Source organism: Pedobacter sp., assembly GCF_965279535.1.
Lineage (GTDB): Bacteria > Bacteroidota > Bacteroidia > Sphingobacteriales > Sphingobacteriaceae > Pedobacter.
Genome location: NZ_OZ257244.1, coordinates 4,354,690 through 4,373,106 on the forward strand (window position 1 = coordinate 4,354,690; position 18,417 = coordinate 4,373,106).

Consider the following 18,417-nt stretch of genomic DNA (forward strand, 5'->3'; position numbering starts at 1 on the left):
AATATGAATTATAAATTCTGGCAGAGAAGAAAGGATGCCCCTAAAAAGAAGAAGACTAAAACCCGCGAATGGGTAGATGCAATTGTTTTTGCAGTAGTGGCTGCAACAATTATTCGTGTTTTTTTCATCGAAGCCTATACCATCCCTTCAGGATCAATGGAAAGATCATTGCTGATTGGTGATTTTCTTTTTGTAAGTAAGGTTAATTATGGGCCGCGTATCCCAATGACCCCTGTAGCATTTCCTTTTGCACATCATACCATGCCTTTAACTACCTCTACTAAAGCTTATTGGGATGGCGTACAATGGAAGTACCGCCGCTTACCGGGCTTATCAGAGATCAAAAGAAATGATGTTGTGGTATTTAACTTCCCTGAAGGAGATACTGTAGCTGTCGAAAATCAGGCAGATAGTTATTACCGTTTAGTAAGGGCAATGGGACGTGAAAATGTTCGCAGTACTTACACCATTGTGGATAGACCAGTAGATAAGCGTGAAAATTTCATTAAAAGGTGTATTGGTATTCCGGGTGATGAAATTACCATGAAAAATGGTGTTGCTTATGTTAATGGTAAGATGGAGCCTTTAGAAAATACAGGTATGATGCCGTATCGCATAGAGTTTAAAACCATGGAATTCGATTATTCGTTGTTAACTGATCTTAAACTTGGTTTAGAAAGCGCAGCCCCTGTGGCGGTCAATACTTATATCGTGGATGCATCTCCGGAAATTGCCGAAAAACTGAAAAAATTCGATTTTGTTAAATCTGTAGCACAAAGTCCGGATGCAGTAGGACCTGAGGCCGGAGGGATTTTTCCTAATGACCCAAATCGCCCCTGGAACAGGGATAACTATGGGCCAATCAAAATTCCTGCAAGAGGTTGGACAGTTAAAATAGACAGTAACACTATGCCGCTGTATTACAGGGCTATCAGAACATATGAAGGTAATAAGGTGGAACAAAAGGGTGGTGTTTGGTACATCAATGATAAACCTGCTTCAACTTATACCTTTAAAATGAATTATTACTGGATGATGGGCGATAACCGTCATAATTCTGCAGATTCCCGTTACTGGGGGTTTGTTCCGGAAGACCATGTGGTTGGAAAAGCATTGTTCATCTGGATGAGCTGGGATAGTGAGGCCTCATTTTTCCATAAAATCAGATGGAGCAGATTATTTAAAGGTATTCATTAACAAATATAAATGCATAGAAAAGGCGAGTAATCAAGAGGTTATTCGCCTTTTTCATTTCAAGGCGAACACTTTTTATTTTTTTTAAAAAGTGTTACTGATGTTTTGTAATTTTTTTATAAGTTTGAATATAACCAAATAATTATGTCGCTCATTGAAGAAAAAAATCAGCGCCTTAAAGCTGAGATAATCAAGCATTTGTATTACAAGATGGTGCTGTCGCTTACCGACTTAAGCAAGCTTACCAATAGAAGTTTGCCGCTTGTAACTACAATTGTGAATAGCCTTATCGCAGAAGGTTATGTATTGGAACAGGGTTTAGCTCCATCCACCGGAGGGCGCAGACCTTTAATGTATCTGATCAATCCCGATTTAAAAAAATATATTGTCGCAATTGCCATGGATCAGCTCGTGACCCGATTAACGATCTATGATCTATCCCGCAAGATGCGTATTCCCATTCAGACCCTAACTTTCGATATGACCAGAGAAGATAGTGACATTCATATTCTTATCGATTTTGTTCATCAGGTATTGCAGGAGTCTGGAATCCAGAAAGAATATATCCTTGGTGTGGGGATTGGGATGCCAGGATTGATTAATGCTGAAAAAGGAATTAATCATTCTTATCTGAAGGTGAGGAATCAAAGCTTAAAAAAATACATTTCAAGTCATATCAACTTGCCGGTATTTATAGACAATGATTCCAGCCTGATTGCGCTCGCAGAACTGAACTTTGGAGAAGCCATAGATATGAAGGATGTTATGGTGGTTAATATTGGCTGGGGAACAGGCCTGGGTATGATTATGAATGGTGAGTTATATCGAGGTAGTGGGGGATATGCCGGGGAGTTTAGTCACATTCCGCTGTCCAATAGCAATAATCTTTGTTCGTGTGGTAGAAGAGGCTGTTTGGAAGTAGATACTTCTCTCCTCGTAATGGCCAACAAAGCAGAGAAAGCTATAGCCGAAGGAGCCGAATCCAGTTTGCAGCAACTTTTGAAAGATAAGTCCAGGCATCCCAGCGATCATTTTTTAGAAGCTGTTGGACAGCAGGATCCTGTTGCTGTATCTATTCTGGCACAAGCCTCTTTTCAATTGGGTAAAGGAATAGCAACTTTAATTCATATTTTAAATCCTGAATGCATTGTGCTGAGCGGTAGAGGGGCTAAGGCTGGCCGAATGCTTCTTCCACCTATTCAGCAGGCTATAAATGAATATTGTATTCCAAGAACAGCAGAACAAACTACCATTAAACTTTCCACTTTAACAGATGAGGCCGAACTTTTAGCAGCGGCAAGTTTAATGGTGGAAAATAGTCAGTTCGAATAATAATAATTAAGATCTCAAAATAGTTATTACAAATGCCCTTGATGGTGTTGTTAAGGTTAAGAATGTGTTAAAATAGTTTAACTTAAGGCAGGTTAAAAAAATAAAAATTTAACGAAAGGCGAATGATCGAAAGATTATTTGCCTTTCGTGTTTAAATAAAAAGTTAAATTAACTTTTAAAAAAAATTAAAAAGTTTGAAAAAGTTTTAAAAATATTTTATAAGTTTGAGTAATCAAACTCCCTAATGTCAATAATTGAAGAAAAAAATCAGCGACTGAGAGCTGATATTATCAAACACCTTTATTATAAAAAGGTGTTGTCATTAACTGATTTGAGCAAACTAACCAAGAAAAGCCTGCCATTGGTAACTTCAATTGTAAATAGTTTGGTGTCAGAAGGGTATGTTATGGAGCAGGGTTTAGCGCCATCTACAGGCGGGAGAAGACCCTTAATGTTTTTGATCAATCCTGATCTGAAAAAATATATTGTAGCCATTGCAATGGATCAGCTGGTTACACGGCTAAGTATTTACGACCTTTCCCGCAGAATGATCATTCCGGTTCAGATGTTATCTTTTGATATGACTGAACCCGATAGTGATGTTAATGTTCTGGCCGATTTTATCAATCAATCTATTACCGATTCGGGTATAGATAAAGCTGATATTTTAGGTGTGGGCATGGGGATGCCTGGTTTTGTAAATGCTGAAGAGGGGGTTAACCATTCCTATCTGAAAGTAAAAAACGCGACTTTAAAAAAATACATCTCTAAAGAACTAGGTCTTCCTGTATTTATAGATAATGATTCCAGTTTAATTGCCCTTGCCGAACTCAACTTTGGAGAAGCCATAGATTTAAAAGATGTGATGGTTGTTAACATTGGATGGGGTACTGGCTTGGGGATGATTATGAATGGGGAGCTATATCGCGGTAGCGGTGGTTATGCAGGCGAATTCAGCCACATTCCTTTATCTAGCAGCGGTAACTTATGCTCTTGCGGACGTAAAGGCTGTTTAGAGGTTGATACTTCGCTTTTAGTAATGGCAGATAAAGCGGAGAAAGCCATAGCAGAGGGGGCAGAATCGAGCATGCAGGAACTTTTTAAAGATAAAGCCAAACATCCAAGTGATCATTTTTTGCAAGCTGTTGGGCAGCAAGATCCTGTTGCTATTTCCATTTTAACCAAAGCTTCTTTTCAATTAGGTAAAGGGCTGGCTACATTAATACACATTTTAAACCCCGAGTGCATTGTTTTAAGCGGCAGAGGAGCAAAGGCTGGAAAAATGCTATTGCCACCGATCCAACAAGCCATCAATGAATTTTGTATACCCCGCATCGCCGAACAAACCAATATAAAATTATCAACCCTCACAGATGAGGCCGAACTGTTAGCTGCTGCCAGTTTAATGATTGAGCACAGCCAGTTTTAGAAATGAACTGAATTTTTAACCATAAACCAAAAATATATGATGAAATAAACAGACTACTATTCTAAATAAGTTCCAAAAACAAACTAATAACATAACTAAACTAATAAATACAGCCATGACAAAAATGTATGTAAAGTGTTTAAGCGTGCTATTGTTAAGTATCTTTACAATAGCTGCCTATGCACAGAAAACCATTACCGGTACGGTAAAAGATGCATCGGGGCCTCTGCCAGGTGTAAGTGTATCTGTTAAAGGTACAGCAAAAGTTACCCAAACTGATGGGAGCGGAAAATTTTCTATTAGCGTAAATCCAAACGAAGTTTTGGTGTTCACCGCAATCGGTTACACCAGACAAGAACTAAGTGTAGGTAATCAATCTTCAGTAAGTGTAATTTTAAAAGAAAGTTCAAATCAATTAGATGAGGTGACCGTAGTTACTACTGCACTCGGCATCAAAAGACAAGAAAAATCTTTAGGTTACGCAGTAAGTACAGTAACTGCCAAGCAGCTCACTGAGGCAGGTAATACTAACTTTGCTTCTGCTTTATATGGTAAAGCAGCTGGGGTTAAAATTACAACCGCCCCAGGCGGTGCAAGTAGTGCGGTAAACGTTCAGATCAGGGGTATCAACTCCATTAACTATAATCAACAACCTTTATATGTTGTAGATGGGGTGATGATCCGTAATGATGGACAAAACGGTGCTGCTGGAGCAAACAATAACAACTACTGGGATGATCAGCGTGTGCGTGGTAATGGTATCTTAGATATCAACCCTGCAGATATTGAAAGTTTAACGGTACTAAAAGGAGCAAGTGCATCTGCACTTTATGGTTCTGATGCAGCCAGCGGTGTTGTTGTAATTACCACTAAAAAGGGATCTAAAAACAGGGGACTAGGTATTGATTTTAACTACCAGGGTTCAATTGATCAGGTTGCTTTCTTACCTAACTTCCAAAATACCTACGGTCCGGGTTACGATAGAGAAACCAACGTAGCCAATGGTGCAACAGAAGAAGGCTGGATTGCTGATGCCGGTTCGCCAAGTGGTTTCAGACCATATTTCAGAGCTTATGCTAACTTCGGTCCTAAAATGGAAGGCCAGCAAGTGAGATGGTGGGATGGTTCTATTCGTTCTTTTTCTCCTCAACCGAATAACTACAGAGATGTATACCAAAATGGATATACCTCGAATGCAAATATTGCTATTTCTAATCAAACAGAAGGCGTAAACTATCGTTTCTCAGCTTCTCGTTTAGATTATAAAGGAACTCAACCAGGAAATACAGGTTCGAAAAATACCTTTAACTTAAACTCTACAATTAAACTTGCACCAAAATTATCTGCAGATGTGATTGTAAGTTACGTTAATACCTTAACAAAAAACAGACCTTATCAATTGGGTCAGGTATTGGGTTCATTCAGTGGTTTCTTCAGCCGTGCAGAAGATATGAACTTGATGAAGGAGAAATTTCAAACCAGTAACGGTTACAAATATGCTACTTTTGATCAAACTGCCCGCCCAGAGCCATTTCTTTTCAATATCAGAGCAACTAACTTGTTAGATTTCTATTGGCAACAATTGAAAAACCAATACAATGAAAATGAAAACAGGTTATTGTCAAGTTTCACATTAAACTATGATGTAGCCAAAAACTTAAAGTTAAGAGGTCGTATTGGTAATGACTATACCAGTGCTAAATCGGAAAATCGTCAATTCACTGAAATTCCAACGGCTTTAAATGGTAATACCAGTACAGGATCATATACTACAACTCAGGGCCAATACTCAGTTCTATATGGGGATGCGTTATTAACCTATTCTAATAAAATAGGTGAAGACTTTGGTTTGTCTGTAAGCGGTGGTTACCAGGGTAGAAAAGAGACTTACAAAGACTTAAGATCTAATACAAGAGATGGATTAGTTACAGAAAACTTTTTTGCTTTATCTAACTCATTCGGAGTAGCTGAAACTTCTGAATCTCGTAAAGAACAACTTAAATATGCTTACCTGGGCTTGATGAACTTAAGCTATAAAGATTTCTTATTTGCTGAAGGTACTATAAGACAAGAGTATGTTTCAACACTTCCTCCTGGAAATAATCAATACTCTTACTATTCGGTAAACAGTGGTTTCGTATTCAGTGATCTTTGGAAATTACCTTCATTTTGGAATTATGGTAAGTTAAGAGCATCTTATGGTGTGGTAGGTAACGCGCCTCCAATTTATGAAGCTAACGTTTCTTACACGCAAACTTCACAACAAACCATCAACGGTTCCGTACCTACCTTGGTGCCTGCAAGAGCTTATGGTAACTTAGGTTTAATGCCAGAAAAGAAATACGAAGCTGAATTTGGTTTAGAGACCAGATTCTTAAACGGAAGATTAGGTTTAGATGTGAGTTATTATGACAACAAAATCAAAAACCAAATTTTACCATTAGAAGTAAGTTCTACAAATGGCGCACAAAGCCAGATTGTTAACGTTGGCGAAATTGGTAACAAAGGATGGGAGATTGCATTAAACGCTACTCCTGTATCTGGAAAATTCAGATGGGATACCCGTTTAAATTTCTCTACCAACAAATCTAGAGTAAATTCACTAAAAGATGCAAACTCAGAAATCAACTTCTATTCATCAGATCAATCTACTGCTAAAATCGTAGCAAGAGCTGGAGAAGAATTAGGTAATATCTATATCCGTCCTAGAAAAACTGATGCTAATGGAAATTTCCTGATCAACGACGATGGTTATTATGTAATGGATAACTCTGTATATGTTAAAGCAGGAAACATCATGCCTAAAGCAGTTGGAGGTTTCTCGAACACTTTTAGCTATGGTAACTTTGCTTTAGATGTTACAATTGATTACCGTTTTGGTGGTAAAATGATTGCACCTAACTTGAAATACATGCGCGGTGCAGGTATGTTAGAAAACTCAATGGAATTCAGAGATGCAGCTAATGGCGGTTTAACTTACACCAGCAATGGTAAAACCTATAATGATGGTGTTGTTTTACAAGGTGTAAATCAAACAACAGGATTGGCTAATACAAAAGTACTTTCTGCTGCCGATTATTACTTAACTACTTACAACTGGGGAGAAGGCTCTTTAACTGAAGCAGAGATTTTTGATAACAATTATATCAAGATGAGAGAGATTGTATTGAGCTATAAAATTCCAGCTTCGTTCACTAAAAAACTGAAAATTTCGAATTTAAGATTTTCTTTGATCGGACGTAACTTGTTTTACATCCACAGAACTTTGAAAGATCTGGATCCAGAAGCACCTCTTGGAAACAAATGGTGGTCTCAAGGTGTAGATGTAGGCTCAACAGCTGCATCTAGAAACTTTGGATTCTCATTAAATGCAAATTTTTAGTCATTAATAAATAAGATATTATGAAAAAGTTAATCATAAAAGCAAGTTTTCTTGTATTAGCTTTGGCTTCAGTGCTGGGTTGCAAGAAAGACATTGATGAAAAGTTTAACAATCCAGAAAAGGTTTTAGATCCAAACTTACCAGGATTGTTCACTGCTATGCTCAACAATGATAGAGTAGCTGCTAAGTATTGGAATGTGCGTACCTTCTTAAGCCAAATGCCGGGAGTTTATGCTCAAACTACTTATATTTCCAATGGTAATACCATTTATCAGCAAAGCGATGCTTATTCTCAACAATATTGGGATGATTTTTACAGCACTGGTGGAAATGGCAGTGGCCCGTTAACAATTTACAGAGTAATGGAAGGAAAGTTTAACTCACTTTCTGCTGCAGATCAGACTAGCCAGAAAATCATCATGCAGGCAGCTAAAGTTGTATTATTGGAACAAGCCGCTAAAATGGTGGATTTATGGGGCGATATCCCATATTCTGCTGCTGGTAGCTTACCTACAAATAGTACCATTAGCAATCCAAAGTATGATGAGCAAAAAGCCTTATATACTTCTTTTATTGCCGATTTGGATGCAGCAGCTACATTCTTTAAGTCAGCAACGACTACTGCAGCCTTCGCTAAATCAGACATTCTCCTTAAAGGTGATGTATCAAAATGGACGCGTTATGCAAACTCATTACGTTTGAGGTTATTAATGCGTATTTCTAAAACTGATGAAGCAACAGCTAAAACAGCAGTCTTACAGATGTTAGGTAATCAGGCAGGATATCCATTAATTGATGGTGGAAATGTTGGAACTTATAATCCAGGTAACAGTGACGTATTATTACAGCCTTTAACCAACAGTACAAGTGATTTGCATGATGCATTTTTCGAAGGTAGCTGGTATGCCACTGATTATATGTTAAATACTGTTTTATTACCAGCTAATGATCCACGTATTCCTGTATTATATGATAAATTCGGACGTACTGTAGGTGGTAAGTTTGTACAGAATGCAACCTATAGAGCAATGCCGGTAACTTTTACTACTGCACAACAAGAATCTAGCTTTGCTGATTATTCTGTATTGGACTCTGGAACTTTTGTTTACAATCAAAAACTTCCAGGGATTTTAATCACAGCTTCAGAAGTGAACCTGTTAAAAGCAGAAGCTTACGAAAGATGGGGAAGTACAACAGATGCAAAAACGGCTTATGATGTTGCTTTAAGACAATCTGTTTCATTCTATTATTATCTTAATAATTTGAATCAGGGCGCTTACGTGAAATTAGATGCTCCTGCTGCTGCAACTGTAGACACTTGGGTAAATACTTCTACTGCAGCATATACTGGTGCTTCAACTGATAAGTTAACGAAGATCTATACTCAGAAATGGGCGCATTTTGGTGTGCTTCAATCAACTGAGGCATGGTCTGAATACAGAAGAACAGGTTTCCCTGTGTTAACTTTCCCTACAAATGGAAAACAAGTTGGATTCGAAACTCCACCAACAAGATTAATTTATCCAGCAAAAGAGAAAACTTTAAATAGCGTAAATTATCAAGCTGTACAAGCTAAAGATACCCGCAAAACTAAAATATTCTGGATGCCTTAATCCTTTTTAAAGTAAATCCCGGCAGAAACCTGCCGGGATTTTTAATTATCTTAAAATATGAAAATACCTAGCCTTTTAATTGCTTTTATCTGTTGTGTCAATGTTGCTTTCGCGCAACGAAACGATATCCTCAAAGAATCAACCAAATACGAATGGCCAAAAGATGAAGCAGTAAAAAAGAAATTAGCGCATTGGCAAGACCAAAAGTTTGGAATGATTATCCACTGGGGTTTATATGCCGTTCCTGGAATTATTGAATCTTGGTCAATCTGTTCGGAAGACTGGATTGACAGAGACAGTACAATAAAGTACGATGATTACAAGAAATGGTATTGGGGACTGAGTGAAAAGTTTAATCCAACTCAATTTAATCCTGAGCAATGGGCGAAAGCTGGTAAAGATGCAGGCATGAAATACCTGGTTTTTACCACCAAGCATCATGATGGATTTGCCATGTTTGATACCAAAGAAAGTGATTTCAGTATAGCTAAAGGACCATTTGCCAATAACCCTAAAAAGGACGTAGCCAAATATGTGTTCGATGCTTTCCGCAAACAGGATTTCATGATTGGTGCTTATTTCTCTAAACCTGATTGGCATACCCAATACTATTGGTGGGATAAATATGCTACACCAAACCGGAACAATAACTACGACATTAAGAAATTTCCATGGAGATGGAATATGTACAAAAAGTTTACCTACAACCAGATTGGAGAACTGATGAATAATTATGGTAGCATAGATATTTTATGGTTAGATGGAGGTTGGGTTCGTCCTTTGGAATCTGTAAATGAAGAAGTGCTTTCATGGGGTGCACCTATTCCAGAATGGAGTCAGGATATCAACATGCCTAAAATTGCCGAAATGGCAAGAAAAGCACAACCTGGTTTAATCATGGTTGATCGCACCGTTCACGGACAGTTCGAAAACTATCAAACACCAGAACAAAAAATCCCTGAGCAACAGTTGGATTATCCCTGGGAAAGTTGCATGACGCTGAACCACAATTGGGGCTGGGTACCAAATGATGAGTACAAGCCTACAAAAGAGGTGGTACATAAGCTGGTTGAGATCGTTGCAAAAGGTGGAAGCTTGCTTTTAGGAGTAGGTCCTAAGCCAGATGGTACAATGGATCAGGAAGCCATTCAAAAACTAGAAGAAATTGGTCAATGGACCAGTAAAAATGGCAATGCCATTTACAATACCCGCAGTACTAAAAATTACCATGATGGTAATGTCTGGTTTACACAAAGTAAGGATGGTAAGACCATTTATGGTATCTACCTGGTTGGAGAAAAATTGCCAAAGGAAATCAGTTGGAAAGGGAGCATTCCGAAAAAAGGAACAACTGTTTCTATTTTAAATGGTAACAAAAAAGTTAAATGGAAAGTAAATAACGGAGTAGCAAGTTTCAGTGTACCGGGCATAACCGAAAAGGTGGCTTTAGCTTTCTCTTTTACTCCAGAATCAAAATAGTAATGTTCAGCATTAAAAAAAATATTCTGTCCCTTTGGTTGTTGATGGTGCTCCTTGAGCCCATCAACTTATTTGCACAAAATCCGGTTTATAAGAATCCAAAGGCCGATATCGATTCACGGATTAAGGACTTGATTGCTAAAATGACTCCTGAAGAAAAGTTCTGGCAGTTGTTTATGATTCCTGGAGATGTTACCGCCGAGAATAAAGCCCAGTTTAAACAAGGCATTTTCGGCCTGCAGGTAAGCGCAGCCGCACAAGGAGCGGGGAACGCGCAGCAGATGCTCAGTTACAATACCTCTGAAGATGCACTTTCATTGGTCAGAAAAATTAATAAAACCCAACGTTTCTTTGTCGAGGAAACCCGCTTGGGTATACCCATTATTCCATTTGATGAAGCTTTGCACGGATTGGTAAGGCAAGGCGCAACGGCATTCCCGCAATCTATCGGCCTGGCAGCAAGTTTTGATACTACCATGCTGGCCCGGATTGGTACTGCAATTGCGATGGAAGCCAGGGCGCGGGGATTAAGAGATTTGCTGGCTCCGGTAATCAATATTGCCACAGATGTAAGGTGGGGAAGGGTGGAAGAAACCTACGGAGAAGATCCCTACTTAACTACCGTTTTAGGCCATGCTTTTATGCGTGCTATCGAAAAGGAAAATATCGTAGTTACACCCAAACATTTTATTGCCAATGTAGGTGATGGTGGGAGAGACAGTTATCCCATCGAAATGAGTAAACATTTTTTAGAGGAGATTCATTTTCCGCCTTTTAAAGATGCCATAAAAAATATAGGTATCCGTTCTTTGATGACTTCTTACAATAGTGTTTTTGGTACTCAAGCTACGGCTAATAGCTGGCTTTTAACAGAAAAGTTGAGAAAAGAATGGGGCTTTAAAGGATTTGTTATTTCTGATGCTGGTGCTGTAGGTGGTGCAAATGTGTTGCACTTTACTGCTAAGGATTATAAAGACGCTATGGCACAAGCCATCAACGCCGGACTTGATGTGATTTTTCAGGTAGATTATAATCATTATAAACTTTTTTTACCAGCTTTCTTAGATGGAAGCATTCCTCAAACCAGGATTGATGATGCAGTAGCAAGAGTACTGCGGGCGAAATTTGAACTTGGACTTTTTGAGCATCCTTATGTAGACGAGAATCTCGCAAAAAAGATGCTTACCGATAACAGTAATCGGAAATTAGCCAGGGAAGCTGCGTTAAAATCATTTGTGCTCTTGAAAAATGAAAACAATACACTTCCCATAAAAAATGCAAAAAAGGTTTTAATACTTGGAGAAGATGCTATTGAAGCTCGTTTAGGCGGATATAGCGGTACAGGTAATAATAAAGTAAGCATTCTTCAGGGTTTGAAAGAAACTGCAGGAAAGAACGTAGAGATTTCGTATTTAAAAGGGAGTAGCCGCGAGCCCAAAACATTTGTACCCGTAGATAGTCAATTCCTTTCTGCTAATCAAAAAGCCGGCTTGATCGGGACTTATTATAAAGGATTAAATCCAATGGGTAATGCAATATTAACCAGAAGAGATAAGCAAATTGATTTCAGCTGGACACTCTACCCACCAGAGGAGCAGTTAGCACTAGATGATTATTCAGTAAGCTGGAATGGTGAGATTAAAACCGATAAAACAGGAGTTGTTAATATAGGTTTAGAAGGAAATGATGGTTTTAGGTTATACCTGGATAATAAATTAATTATAGATAACTGGGATAAACGTTCTTACCATATAGCGACTAAACCCTTTCATTTCGAAAAGGATAAAAGCTACGCCATTAAAATAGAATTTTATGAACCCAAAGGAAATGCTAAAGTAAAATTAGTTTGGGATTATAATGTTATGCCAAGCAATGAAGTAGCAGAAGCTGTTGAGGCAGCAAAAAATACAGATGCAGTTGTAATCGTTGCGGGCATTAAAGAAGGAGAATTTCTAGATCGGGCGATGTTAAACTTGCCCGGTAATCAGGAACAGTTAATTCAGGAAGTATGCAGGTTGGGTAAACCGGTAACGGTAGTGTTAGTAGGCGGAAGTGCGATTAATATGCAACCCTGGTTGAAATCTGTTTCTGCTGTATTAAATGTATGGTATCCTGGAGAGGCGGGTGGTACTGCCGTTGCAGAAACGTTGTTGGGAAAAGCTAATCCATCGGGTAAACTGCCCATCACATACCCGGTTCACGAATCTCAATTGCCCTTGGTTTATAACCACAAGCCTACTGGTAGGGGAGATGATTACAACAACCTAAGCGGTGAACCTTTGTTTCCTTTCGGATATGGCTTAAGTTATACCACTTTTTCTTACTCGGATTTAAAGTTGAGTAAAAAAAGCATCTCTGCAAATGAAACAGCCACATTAAGTTTTACGCTTACCAATACCGGAACTTTAGAAGGCGAAGAAGTGGTTCAGCTCTACATGAGGCCGCTTTTAAGTAAGTTAGCTCAGCCAGTGCTGGCTTTAAGAGCTTTTAAACGTGTAAAATTGAAGTCTGGTGAAAAAAAGACCGTAACCTTTAGTATTGATAAAGAGGTGTTGCAAACACTTAATATAGATAATCAGTGGCTGGTTGAAACTGGCGATTACAGGATTATGATTGGCTCATCTAGTAAAGCACTTTATTTAAAGGATACTTTGAGCGTTAAGCCATAAAAACTTGCCCCATATGGTGGGCCAATACCATATAAATAGTAGTAGTTGCCGCAAACCTTGGTTAAGTTTGCGGCTTTTTTTATTAATGAGAGAATGAGAGAATGAGAGAATGAGAGAATGAGAGAATGATTGAATGAAGGGTGACTATTGACAAATGGCCAATTAACCAATGACTAATAAACTAACCCCTCAATTCCCAATTTACCAGCCAGTTCGTTCAGATCGTTCACCACCACATCAATTAATGGTATGCCACTTATTTTTCTTTCCTGTTCAAAGGAATATTCTGGTTCGCCAGGAATGATTACTTTTTGATTAGGATCAACTGTTTCCGCACTTTTGAAGCGTTCTATCCAGTTATCCAGATGAGCTTTGAAATCATCAGCTGGCCGAAAACCGTCTACACGCATTGCACCTAAGAAATGCCCAAGTCCCTCACCAACCGGATTGGCTGAAGGCTCCAGAAAGGCTACAAATGGCGGTACCCAAGGGCCATAGTTTGCACCGGAGAGTACTGCAGATAAAATGTCGACAGTAGCGCCTAATCCATAGCCTTTATGGCTTCCATGGTCTTTATCGCTCCCTAGAGGAAGCAAGGAACCTCCACTTTTTAACTCGTTTGGGTCGGTAGAACTTTGCCCTTCTTTATTTTGAACCCAACCGTCAGGGATTTTTTTATTAGCTCTTTGAGCAATTTCCAATTTTCCGTTTGCAGCAGCAGCTGTAGCCATATCAACAATAACAGGTGGATATTTTCCTGCGGGGAAAGCATAGCACATGGGGTTGGTGCCTAATAGTCGCTCAGCAGAGTAGGTAGGGGCTACGAGAGGACTAGCATTGGTCATACTGATGCCAATCATATCCTTTTCTACGGCCATTAATGCATGATAGCCAGCAATGCCGTAGTGGTTTGAATTTTTAACAGACACCCATCCACTTCCGTATTTTTCAGCTTTCTCTATTGCTACCTGCATGGCAAATGGGGCAACCACCAAACCCAATCCTGCATCACCATCCACCGTTGCAGTAGTAGGCGTTTCATGTACAACTCTGATATTGGGTGTCGCATTTATTCTTTTCTTTTCCCACAAGCGAACATAACCACTTAAACGGGCAACACCATGTGAATCAATTCCACGTAAATCCGAACGAATTAAGACGTCCGTTGCTAAAGTTGCATGGTCATCAGAGCAACCCATTCTTTTAAAAACATGGTACGTGAAATTTCTTAAATGCGTTTCGGTAAAAGTGATGAAGTTCATGTTTATTATAGTATCAAGTATTTAGTATCAAGACTGGCTGCCGATTTATATCTCTTTAATCACTCTACTTCCAGACTCCGGTCTCCGGATCTTGGAATTCTGACTTTTAGTATCAAGTATCAAGACTGGTGTTAATACATTTTGCTTCAGTCTGTTTGCTTCGTAGTGGCCAGGTTTTCCTCTCAAACTCTGAACTCCCAACTCCTTACTCCAAGCTCCCTTAGGGAAGTAACAAAGTAAAATCGCCACCCAAAGGCTCAAAATTTTCTATGCACGACGAAAGAAAATCTTCGCCATAGTTTACATACATAGGGGCAATGTTTAATATTCTTTCTTGCAGGGTTCCGTTCGGAAAAAGCCTGTTTTTTACATTTTCTATCTGGAGAAGGGCAGTCTCATGTTTGCGTTTTTCGGCTCTGAACAGCTTTTTCTCCAAATTAGCCAACAGCCTGTTTGTTTTTTGTTTTGCCGTATCTGCAGATATAGAAAGTGTTTTGTCTATTTTGAACGCATTGAGTTTAATTTGATCAAAAATACTGTTAATGGCTCTGGTCTCATCCGCTAAACTCAATTGAATTTCAGTGTTTTTTCTAACCCATTTGTTTTTGAGCTCTTCAGCAGGTAAGAAAAAATCAGCCAGTTCAAATCCTAAACTATAAATATTTTGTGCAGTTCTTTTATCAATTAAAAGGGCTGAATTGCGAAGGAGCAATACAGGGAAATCAACCTGGTAAAAATCAAAATTAGCTTTCAATTGCATCCAATACGCCACTTCTGCGCCACCACCAATATAAGCGATATTGGGTAAAATCACCTCCTGGTACATGGGGCGCATAACTACATTGGGGCTAAACCTTTCGGGGTACGTGGCTATTTCAGCTTTAACTTCTGTTTCTGTAAATGAAATGTCGGTGTGATTAACCAAATACTTCCCATTTTCAAATATTATCCTTTCCCGCAGATCATCCTTTAAATAAAAGAAATTGATGTCACGACCATTCACCTGACTTTTATAATCGAACGAAGCCAGGTGATTTGAAGTTTCGCCGATTAACCTGGCACTGTTATGCTCAAGGATATCTCGCTCAATAATCGATGAAAACTGTTTTTTTAATTCATGATCATCAGCATTAACGATAACCAGGCCATATTTCTGGAATAAATTATTAACTAAATATCGGGTTGCATCTGCCAGGTTATCATGCTCTAAGTAAGCCTGTTCAACAAGCTTGGCAATGTGTTTCCCGTTTTTAGAAATGCCCAGGTAACCTTTATATGCCAGTACTGCTGCGGCTACTGTTTTGGTACTCAATCTTCCGGTAGCACCATTGGTCTGCTGTATCCAGCTGATATTTTTCTCATCAACACTTACATGATTGATTTCATCAAAGTCGTGATCCTCAGTAGCCATCCAGTAAACAGGAACAAAGTTCTTATCGGGATGAGCCATCTTAAGCTCAAGAGCAAGGTTAATGGTGGTTACAATCTTGTAGATGAAATAAAGTGGCCCGGTAAACAGGTTTAACTGGTGTCCGGTGGTAACGGTAAAAGTATTTTCCTGACCTAGCAGCTCAATATTTTTAGTAACTGATTTATTAGGAACTAAATGCTCATATTGTTTCTTGAGTACCTGAACTAAAGTATTTCGATTTCCCTGAAAATGCCTGTTCGCTATAGCTTCAGCCAAGCCATCCATATCAGGACGATAGCTGTAAAAAGGGCGAAGAGATTCTTCATTATTAATATAATCCAGAACCAGTTTAGAGAAAGAGCCTGTTTCTTGGTACGAAATATATTTTGCCTGCATAGTTTGCGAATTAAGGCAAATTTAATCAGAAAATGTTTTCGCTTTACATATTTTACAAAGGATAGATAAAATGCCCTTCATTGAACCTGAATTAGTTATTCTGATCCAATACCCCTACATGCTCCCGGTATAAATCAATTGGTCCCTCAACAAGTACATTAATAATGGTAAAGTGTTTATCTAATCTTTCTGTTGGTATTGGAATATAGATGATGCCTGGGATCTTGCTCCAATAGAGTTTGTTGTAGGTTTCATAAGGCAAAATGGTTCCTTCACCAACAATTCTGATCCTGTTAATTTTATTTTTTAGGCCTTTAATGGCAATTGGTCCAGTCGGTTGACCTTCAACAACTAGGAAGAGATTTTGCTTATCCGCTGATAAAAAGGTTTTACCCTGATAGTGCCCTTCAGGGATGCCTGTTTGGGTCTTTGATAAGGCCTCGGTATTTTTTAAAACCCAGTTATAAGCTGCTGTGTCCAGGTTTTTTACCGATGACTCGAAACCTGCTCCATCTATGGTCAAATTCACCTTATTGAATATATTGTTGCCCTTGCTGATTTCATTTATTACTGACTCCAGTTTTTGGTGTGTAGAAGGTTTGCTGTTGGTTAAAAGTTCGTCAACAGAAATGGTTAGGGTTTTTGCGGGTCTCAGCTGAACAGGCTCATCGAAAGTAACTTTTATTACCGTTACCTCCTGATCATAAGCAGCTTTCGGTATGTTGATCAGGTAGTTATTATCATTAATATTTTTGTAGTTAATGGTACCTCTATAGCCTATTACACTAACATTTTTAATTTTCGATTGTATGCCGTTCAAGGCTAAACCATCATTCGCTTGATAGTCAGCGAATAAATAAAGTGTTTTTTTGTCTTTTGAAAGCGCGGTTTTACCATTGAAATGAGCAGCGGATAGCCCTGTTTCTGTGCCATAGATAGCCTCACTATGTTTTTTTGTCCATCTGCCTAATTTTTTCAGGATATCAACTTGTTCCGGAGCAATTGTGCCATCAGCTTTAGGGCCGATATCCAATAGCAGATTCCCTCCCATACTGATGCAGTCTACAAGTGTCCTGATAATCATATTCGCAGATTTGTAATGTGTATCAAAAGGCTGATATCCCCAGGAGTCGTTCATGGTATAACACAATTCCCAATATTTGGCTTGTGGTTTCAAAACAGGTACACCTTGCTCAGGTGTTTCATAATCGCCATAAGCACCCAACCTCGAATTGAATATTACATTTGGATTTTTTTTACTGAGGATGTTTTTAATCTGTGGCACTTCCCATTCTTCAGCGCTGTGTTCCCAATCGCCATCAAACCAATATAAATCCGGATGGTAAGCATTACTCAGTTCTTTGAGTTGCAGTTGTTGATAGTTTAAGAATTTCCTCCATTGCGTGGTGTCTTTTTTTGCATCATAGCGCTTATGTTCGCGCGTAAAAACATCATAATGAGGGTACGACCAATCTGGTAAAGAAAAATAAATTCCCGTTTTTAAACCCGATTTCTTTAATGCGCTAACAAAAGGACTAAGGACATCTTTTTTAGCTTTGCCATCTTTAGGGATAGTAAGGGCTAAGGGTGCTTTGCTATCCCAAAGGGAAACTCCGTCATGGTGTTTACTGGTAATCACTGCGTATTTAGCGCCACTTTCTTTAATTAAATCAACCCATTCTGTAGGGTTATACTTTGTTGCGGTAAAACCATCAAGCTGTTTTTTATAGGTAGGGTAATTAACGTAATTGTTATAGAAAGACCATGATTCAGAAATTCCATTTACCGAGTAAACGCCCCAGTGAATAAATATTCCAAGTTTGGCATCGGCAAACCATTGCATTTTATCACTTTTTTGGGCTGATGCCTGGATATAGAGGAGGGTTAAAGATAGGATGGTTAGGATTTTTCTGAAAGACATAGGGTAAGGATAATTTTCGTAAATATATCCTATTTCAAAGAAAAGGGATTGAATTTAAAGGGTAACTTATTCAACATAATTGTACATTCAGTCCATACAGGCATTGGTGATGATGCTAAGCTATGCTACCCGAAAATTTTATCAGGCCGATTGGAGGGGATGGAGCCGTTGTGATATGGCTTAGCCGGTAGCAAAGCTTTTTGAATTAAGATTTACCTCTTGCAAGGAGATCAGGGCCGGATTAATTCGCTATTGATGTAATAGCTCTCTTAAAAAAAAAGCCAGTTTCGAATGAACGAAACTGGCTGCAAAATATTTGGTTTAGTGAT

Annotated in this window: 10 protein-coding genes; 7 read left to right on the forward strand and 3 right to left on the reverse strand. The window is 38.7% G+C overall.

What is annotated here, in order from left to right:
- Nucleotides 1-3: 3 nt before the first annotated feature.
- From lepB to ACQY77_RS18010, 7 genes are all read left to right on the forward strand, one after another.
- Nucleotides 4-1,197, forward strand: a complete 1,194-nt coding sequence (gene lepB, locus ACQY77_RS17980) for a signal peptidase I (protein ID WP_421940925.1) — start codon at nucleotides 4-6, stop codon at nucleotides 1,195-1,197.
- Nucleotides 1,198-1,338: 141 nt separating this feature from the next.
- Nucleotides 1,339-2,526, forward strand: a complete 1,188-nt coding sequence (locus ACQY77_RS17985; protein ID WP_421940924.1) for an ROK family protein — start codon at nucleotides 1,339-1,341, stop codon at nucleotides 2,524-2,526.
- Between the two features lie 244 nt (nucleotides 2,527-2,770).
- Nucleotides 2,771-3,955 carry an ROK family protein gene (locus ACQY77_RS17990; RefSeq protein ID WP_421940923.1) on the forward strand — a complete coding sequence of 395 codons (1,185 nt, stop codon included), beginning with the start codon at nucleotides 2,771-2,773 and terminating at the stop codon, nucleotides 3,953-3,955.
- Nucleotides 3,956-4,070: 115 nt separating this feature from the next.
- A complete protein-coding gene (locus ACQY77_RS17995) occupies nucleotides 4,071-7,337 on the forward strand; it encodes a SusC/RagA family TonB-linked outer membrane protein (RefSeq protein WP_421940922.1) in 3,267 nt (1,088 codons plus the stop codon).
- A gap of 20 nt (nucleotides 7,338-7,357) precedes the next feature.
- Nucleotides 7,358-8,950, forward strand: a complete 1,593-nt coding sequence (locus ACQY77_RS18000; protein WP_421940921.1) for a SusD/RagB family nutrient-binding outer membrane lipoprotein — start codon at nucleotides 7,358-7,360, stop codon at nucleotides 8,948-8,950.
- A gap of 57 nt (nucleotides 8,951-9,007) precedes the next feature.
- Complete coding sequence (locus ACQY77_RS18005) at nucleotides 9,008-10,429, forward strand: alpha-L-fucosidase (RefSeq protein WP_421940920.1); 1,422 nt, start codon at nucleotides 9,008-9,010, stop codon at nucleotides 10,427-10,429.
- A gap of 2 nt (nucleotides 10,430-10,431) precedes the next feature.
- Complete coding sequence (locus tag ACQY77_RS18010) at nucleotides 10,432-13,098, forward strand: glycoside hydrolase family 3 N-terminal domain-containing protein (RefSeq protein WP_421940919.1); 2,667 nt, start codon at nucleotides 10,432-10,434, stop codon at nucleotides 13,096-13,098.
- Nucleotides 13,099-13,271: 173 nt separating this feature from the next.
- Here the strand turns inward: ACQY77_RS18010 and ACQY77_RS18015 are convergent, their stop codons facing one another.
- The 3 genes from ACQY77_RS18015 to ACQY77_RS18025 form a co-directional block, all read right to left on the reverse strand.
- Entirely contained in the window at nucleotides 13,272-14,360 is a 1,089-nt protein-coding gene (locus tag ACQY77_RS18015; protein ID WP_421940918.1) for an Ldh family oxidoreductase, read from the reverse strand.
- Between the two features lie 220 nt (nucleotides 14,361-14,580).
- Entirely contained in the window at nucleotides 14,581-16,167 is a 1,587-nt protein-coding gene (gene bshC / locus ACQY77_RS18020; protein WP_421940917.1) for a bacillithiol biosynthesis cysteine-adding enzyme BshC, read from the reverse strand.
- A 91-nt stretch (nucleotides 16,168-16,258) separates the two neighbouring features.
- Nucleotides 16,259-18,088 carry an alpha-L-fucosidase gene (locus ACQY77_RS18025; protein WP_421940916.1) on the reverse strand — a complete coding sequence of 610 codons (1,830 nt, stop codon included), beginning with the start codon at nucleotides 18,086-18,088 and terminating at the stop codon, nucleotides 16,259-16,261.
- Nucleotides 18,089-18,417: the final 329 nt, after the last annotated feature.

Excerpts from the sequence above, each read along its gene's own strand:
- lepB (WP_421940925.1), top strand. The coding sequence starts at position 4 with ATGAATTATAAATTCTGGCAGAGAAGAAAGGATGCCCCTAAAAAGAAG.
- ACQY77_RS17985 (WP_421940924.1), top strand. The coding sequence starts at position 1,339 with ATGTCGCTCATTGAAGAAAAAAATCAGCGCCTTAAAGCTGAGATAATC.
- ACQY77_RS17990 (WP_421940923.1), top strand. The coding sequence starts at position 2,771 with ATGTCAATAATTGAAGAAAAAAATCAGCGACTGAGAGCTGATATTATC.
- ACQY77_RS17995 (WP_421940922.1), top strand. The coding sequence starts at position 4,071 with ATGACAAAAATGTATGTAAAGTGTTTAAGCGTGCTATTGTTAAGTATC.
- ACQY77_RS18000 (WP_421940921.1), top strand. The coding sequence starts at position 7,358 with ATGAAAAAGTTAATCATAAAAGCAAGTTTTCTTGTATTAGCTTTGGCT.
- ACQY77_RS18005 (WP_421940920.1), top strand. The coding sequence starts at position 9,008 with ATGAAAATACCTAGCCTTTTAATTGCTTTTATCTGTTGTGTCAATGTT.
- ACQY77_RS18010 (WP_421940919.1), top strand. The coding sequence starts at position 10,432 with ATGTTCAGCATTAAAAAAAATATTCTGTCCCTTTGGTTGTTGATGGTG.
- ACQY77_RS18015 (WP_421940918.1), bottom strand. The coding sequence starts at position 14,360 with ATGAACTTCATCACTTTTACCGAAACGCATTTAAGAAATTTCACGTAC.
- bshC (WP_421940917.1), bottom strand. The coding sequence starts at position 16,167 with ATGCAGGCAAAATATATTTCGTACCAAGAAACAGGCTCTTTCTCTAAA.
- ACQY77_RS18025 (WP_421940916.1), bottom strand. The coding sequence starts at position 18,088 with ATGTCTTTCAGAAAAATCCTAACCATCCTATCTTTAACCCTCCTCTAT.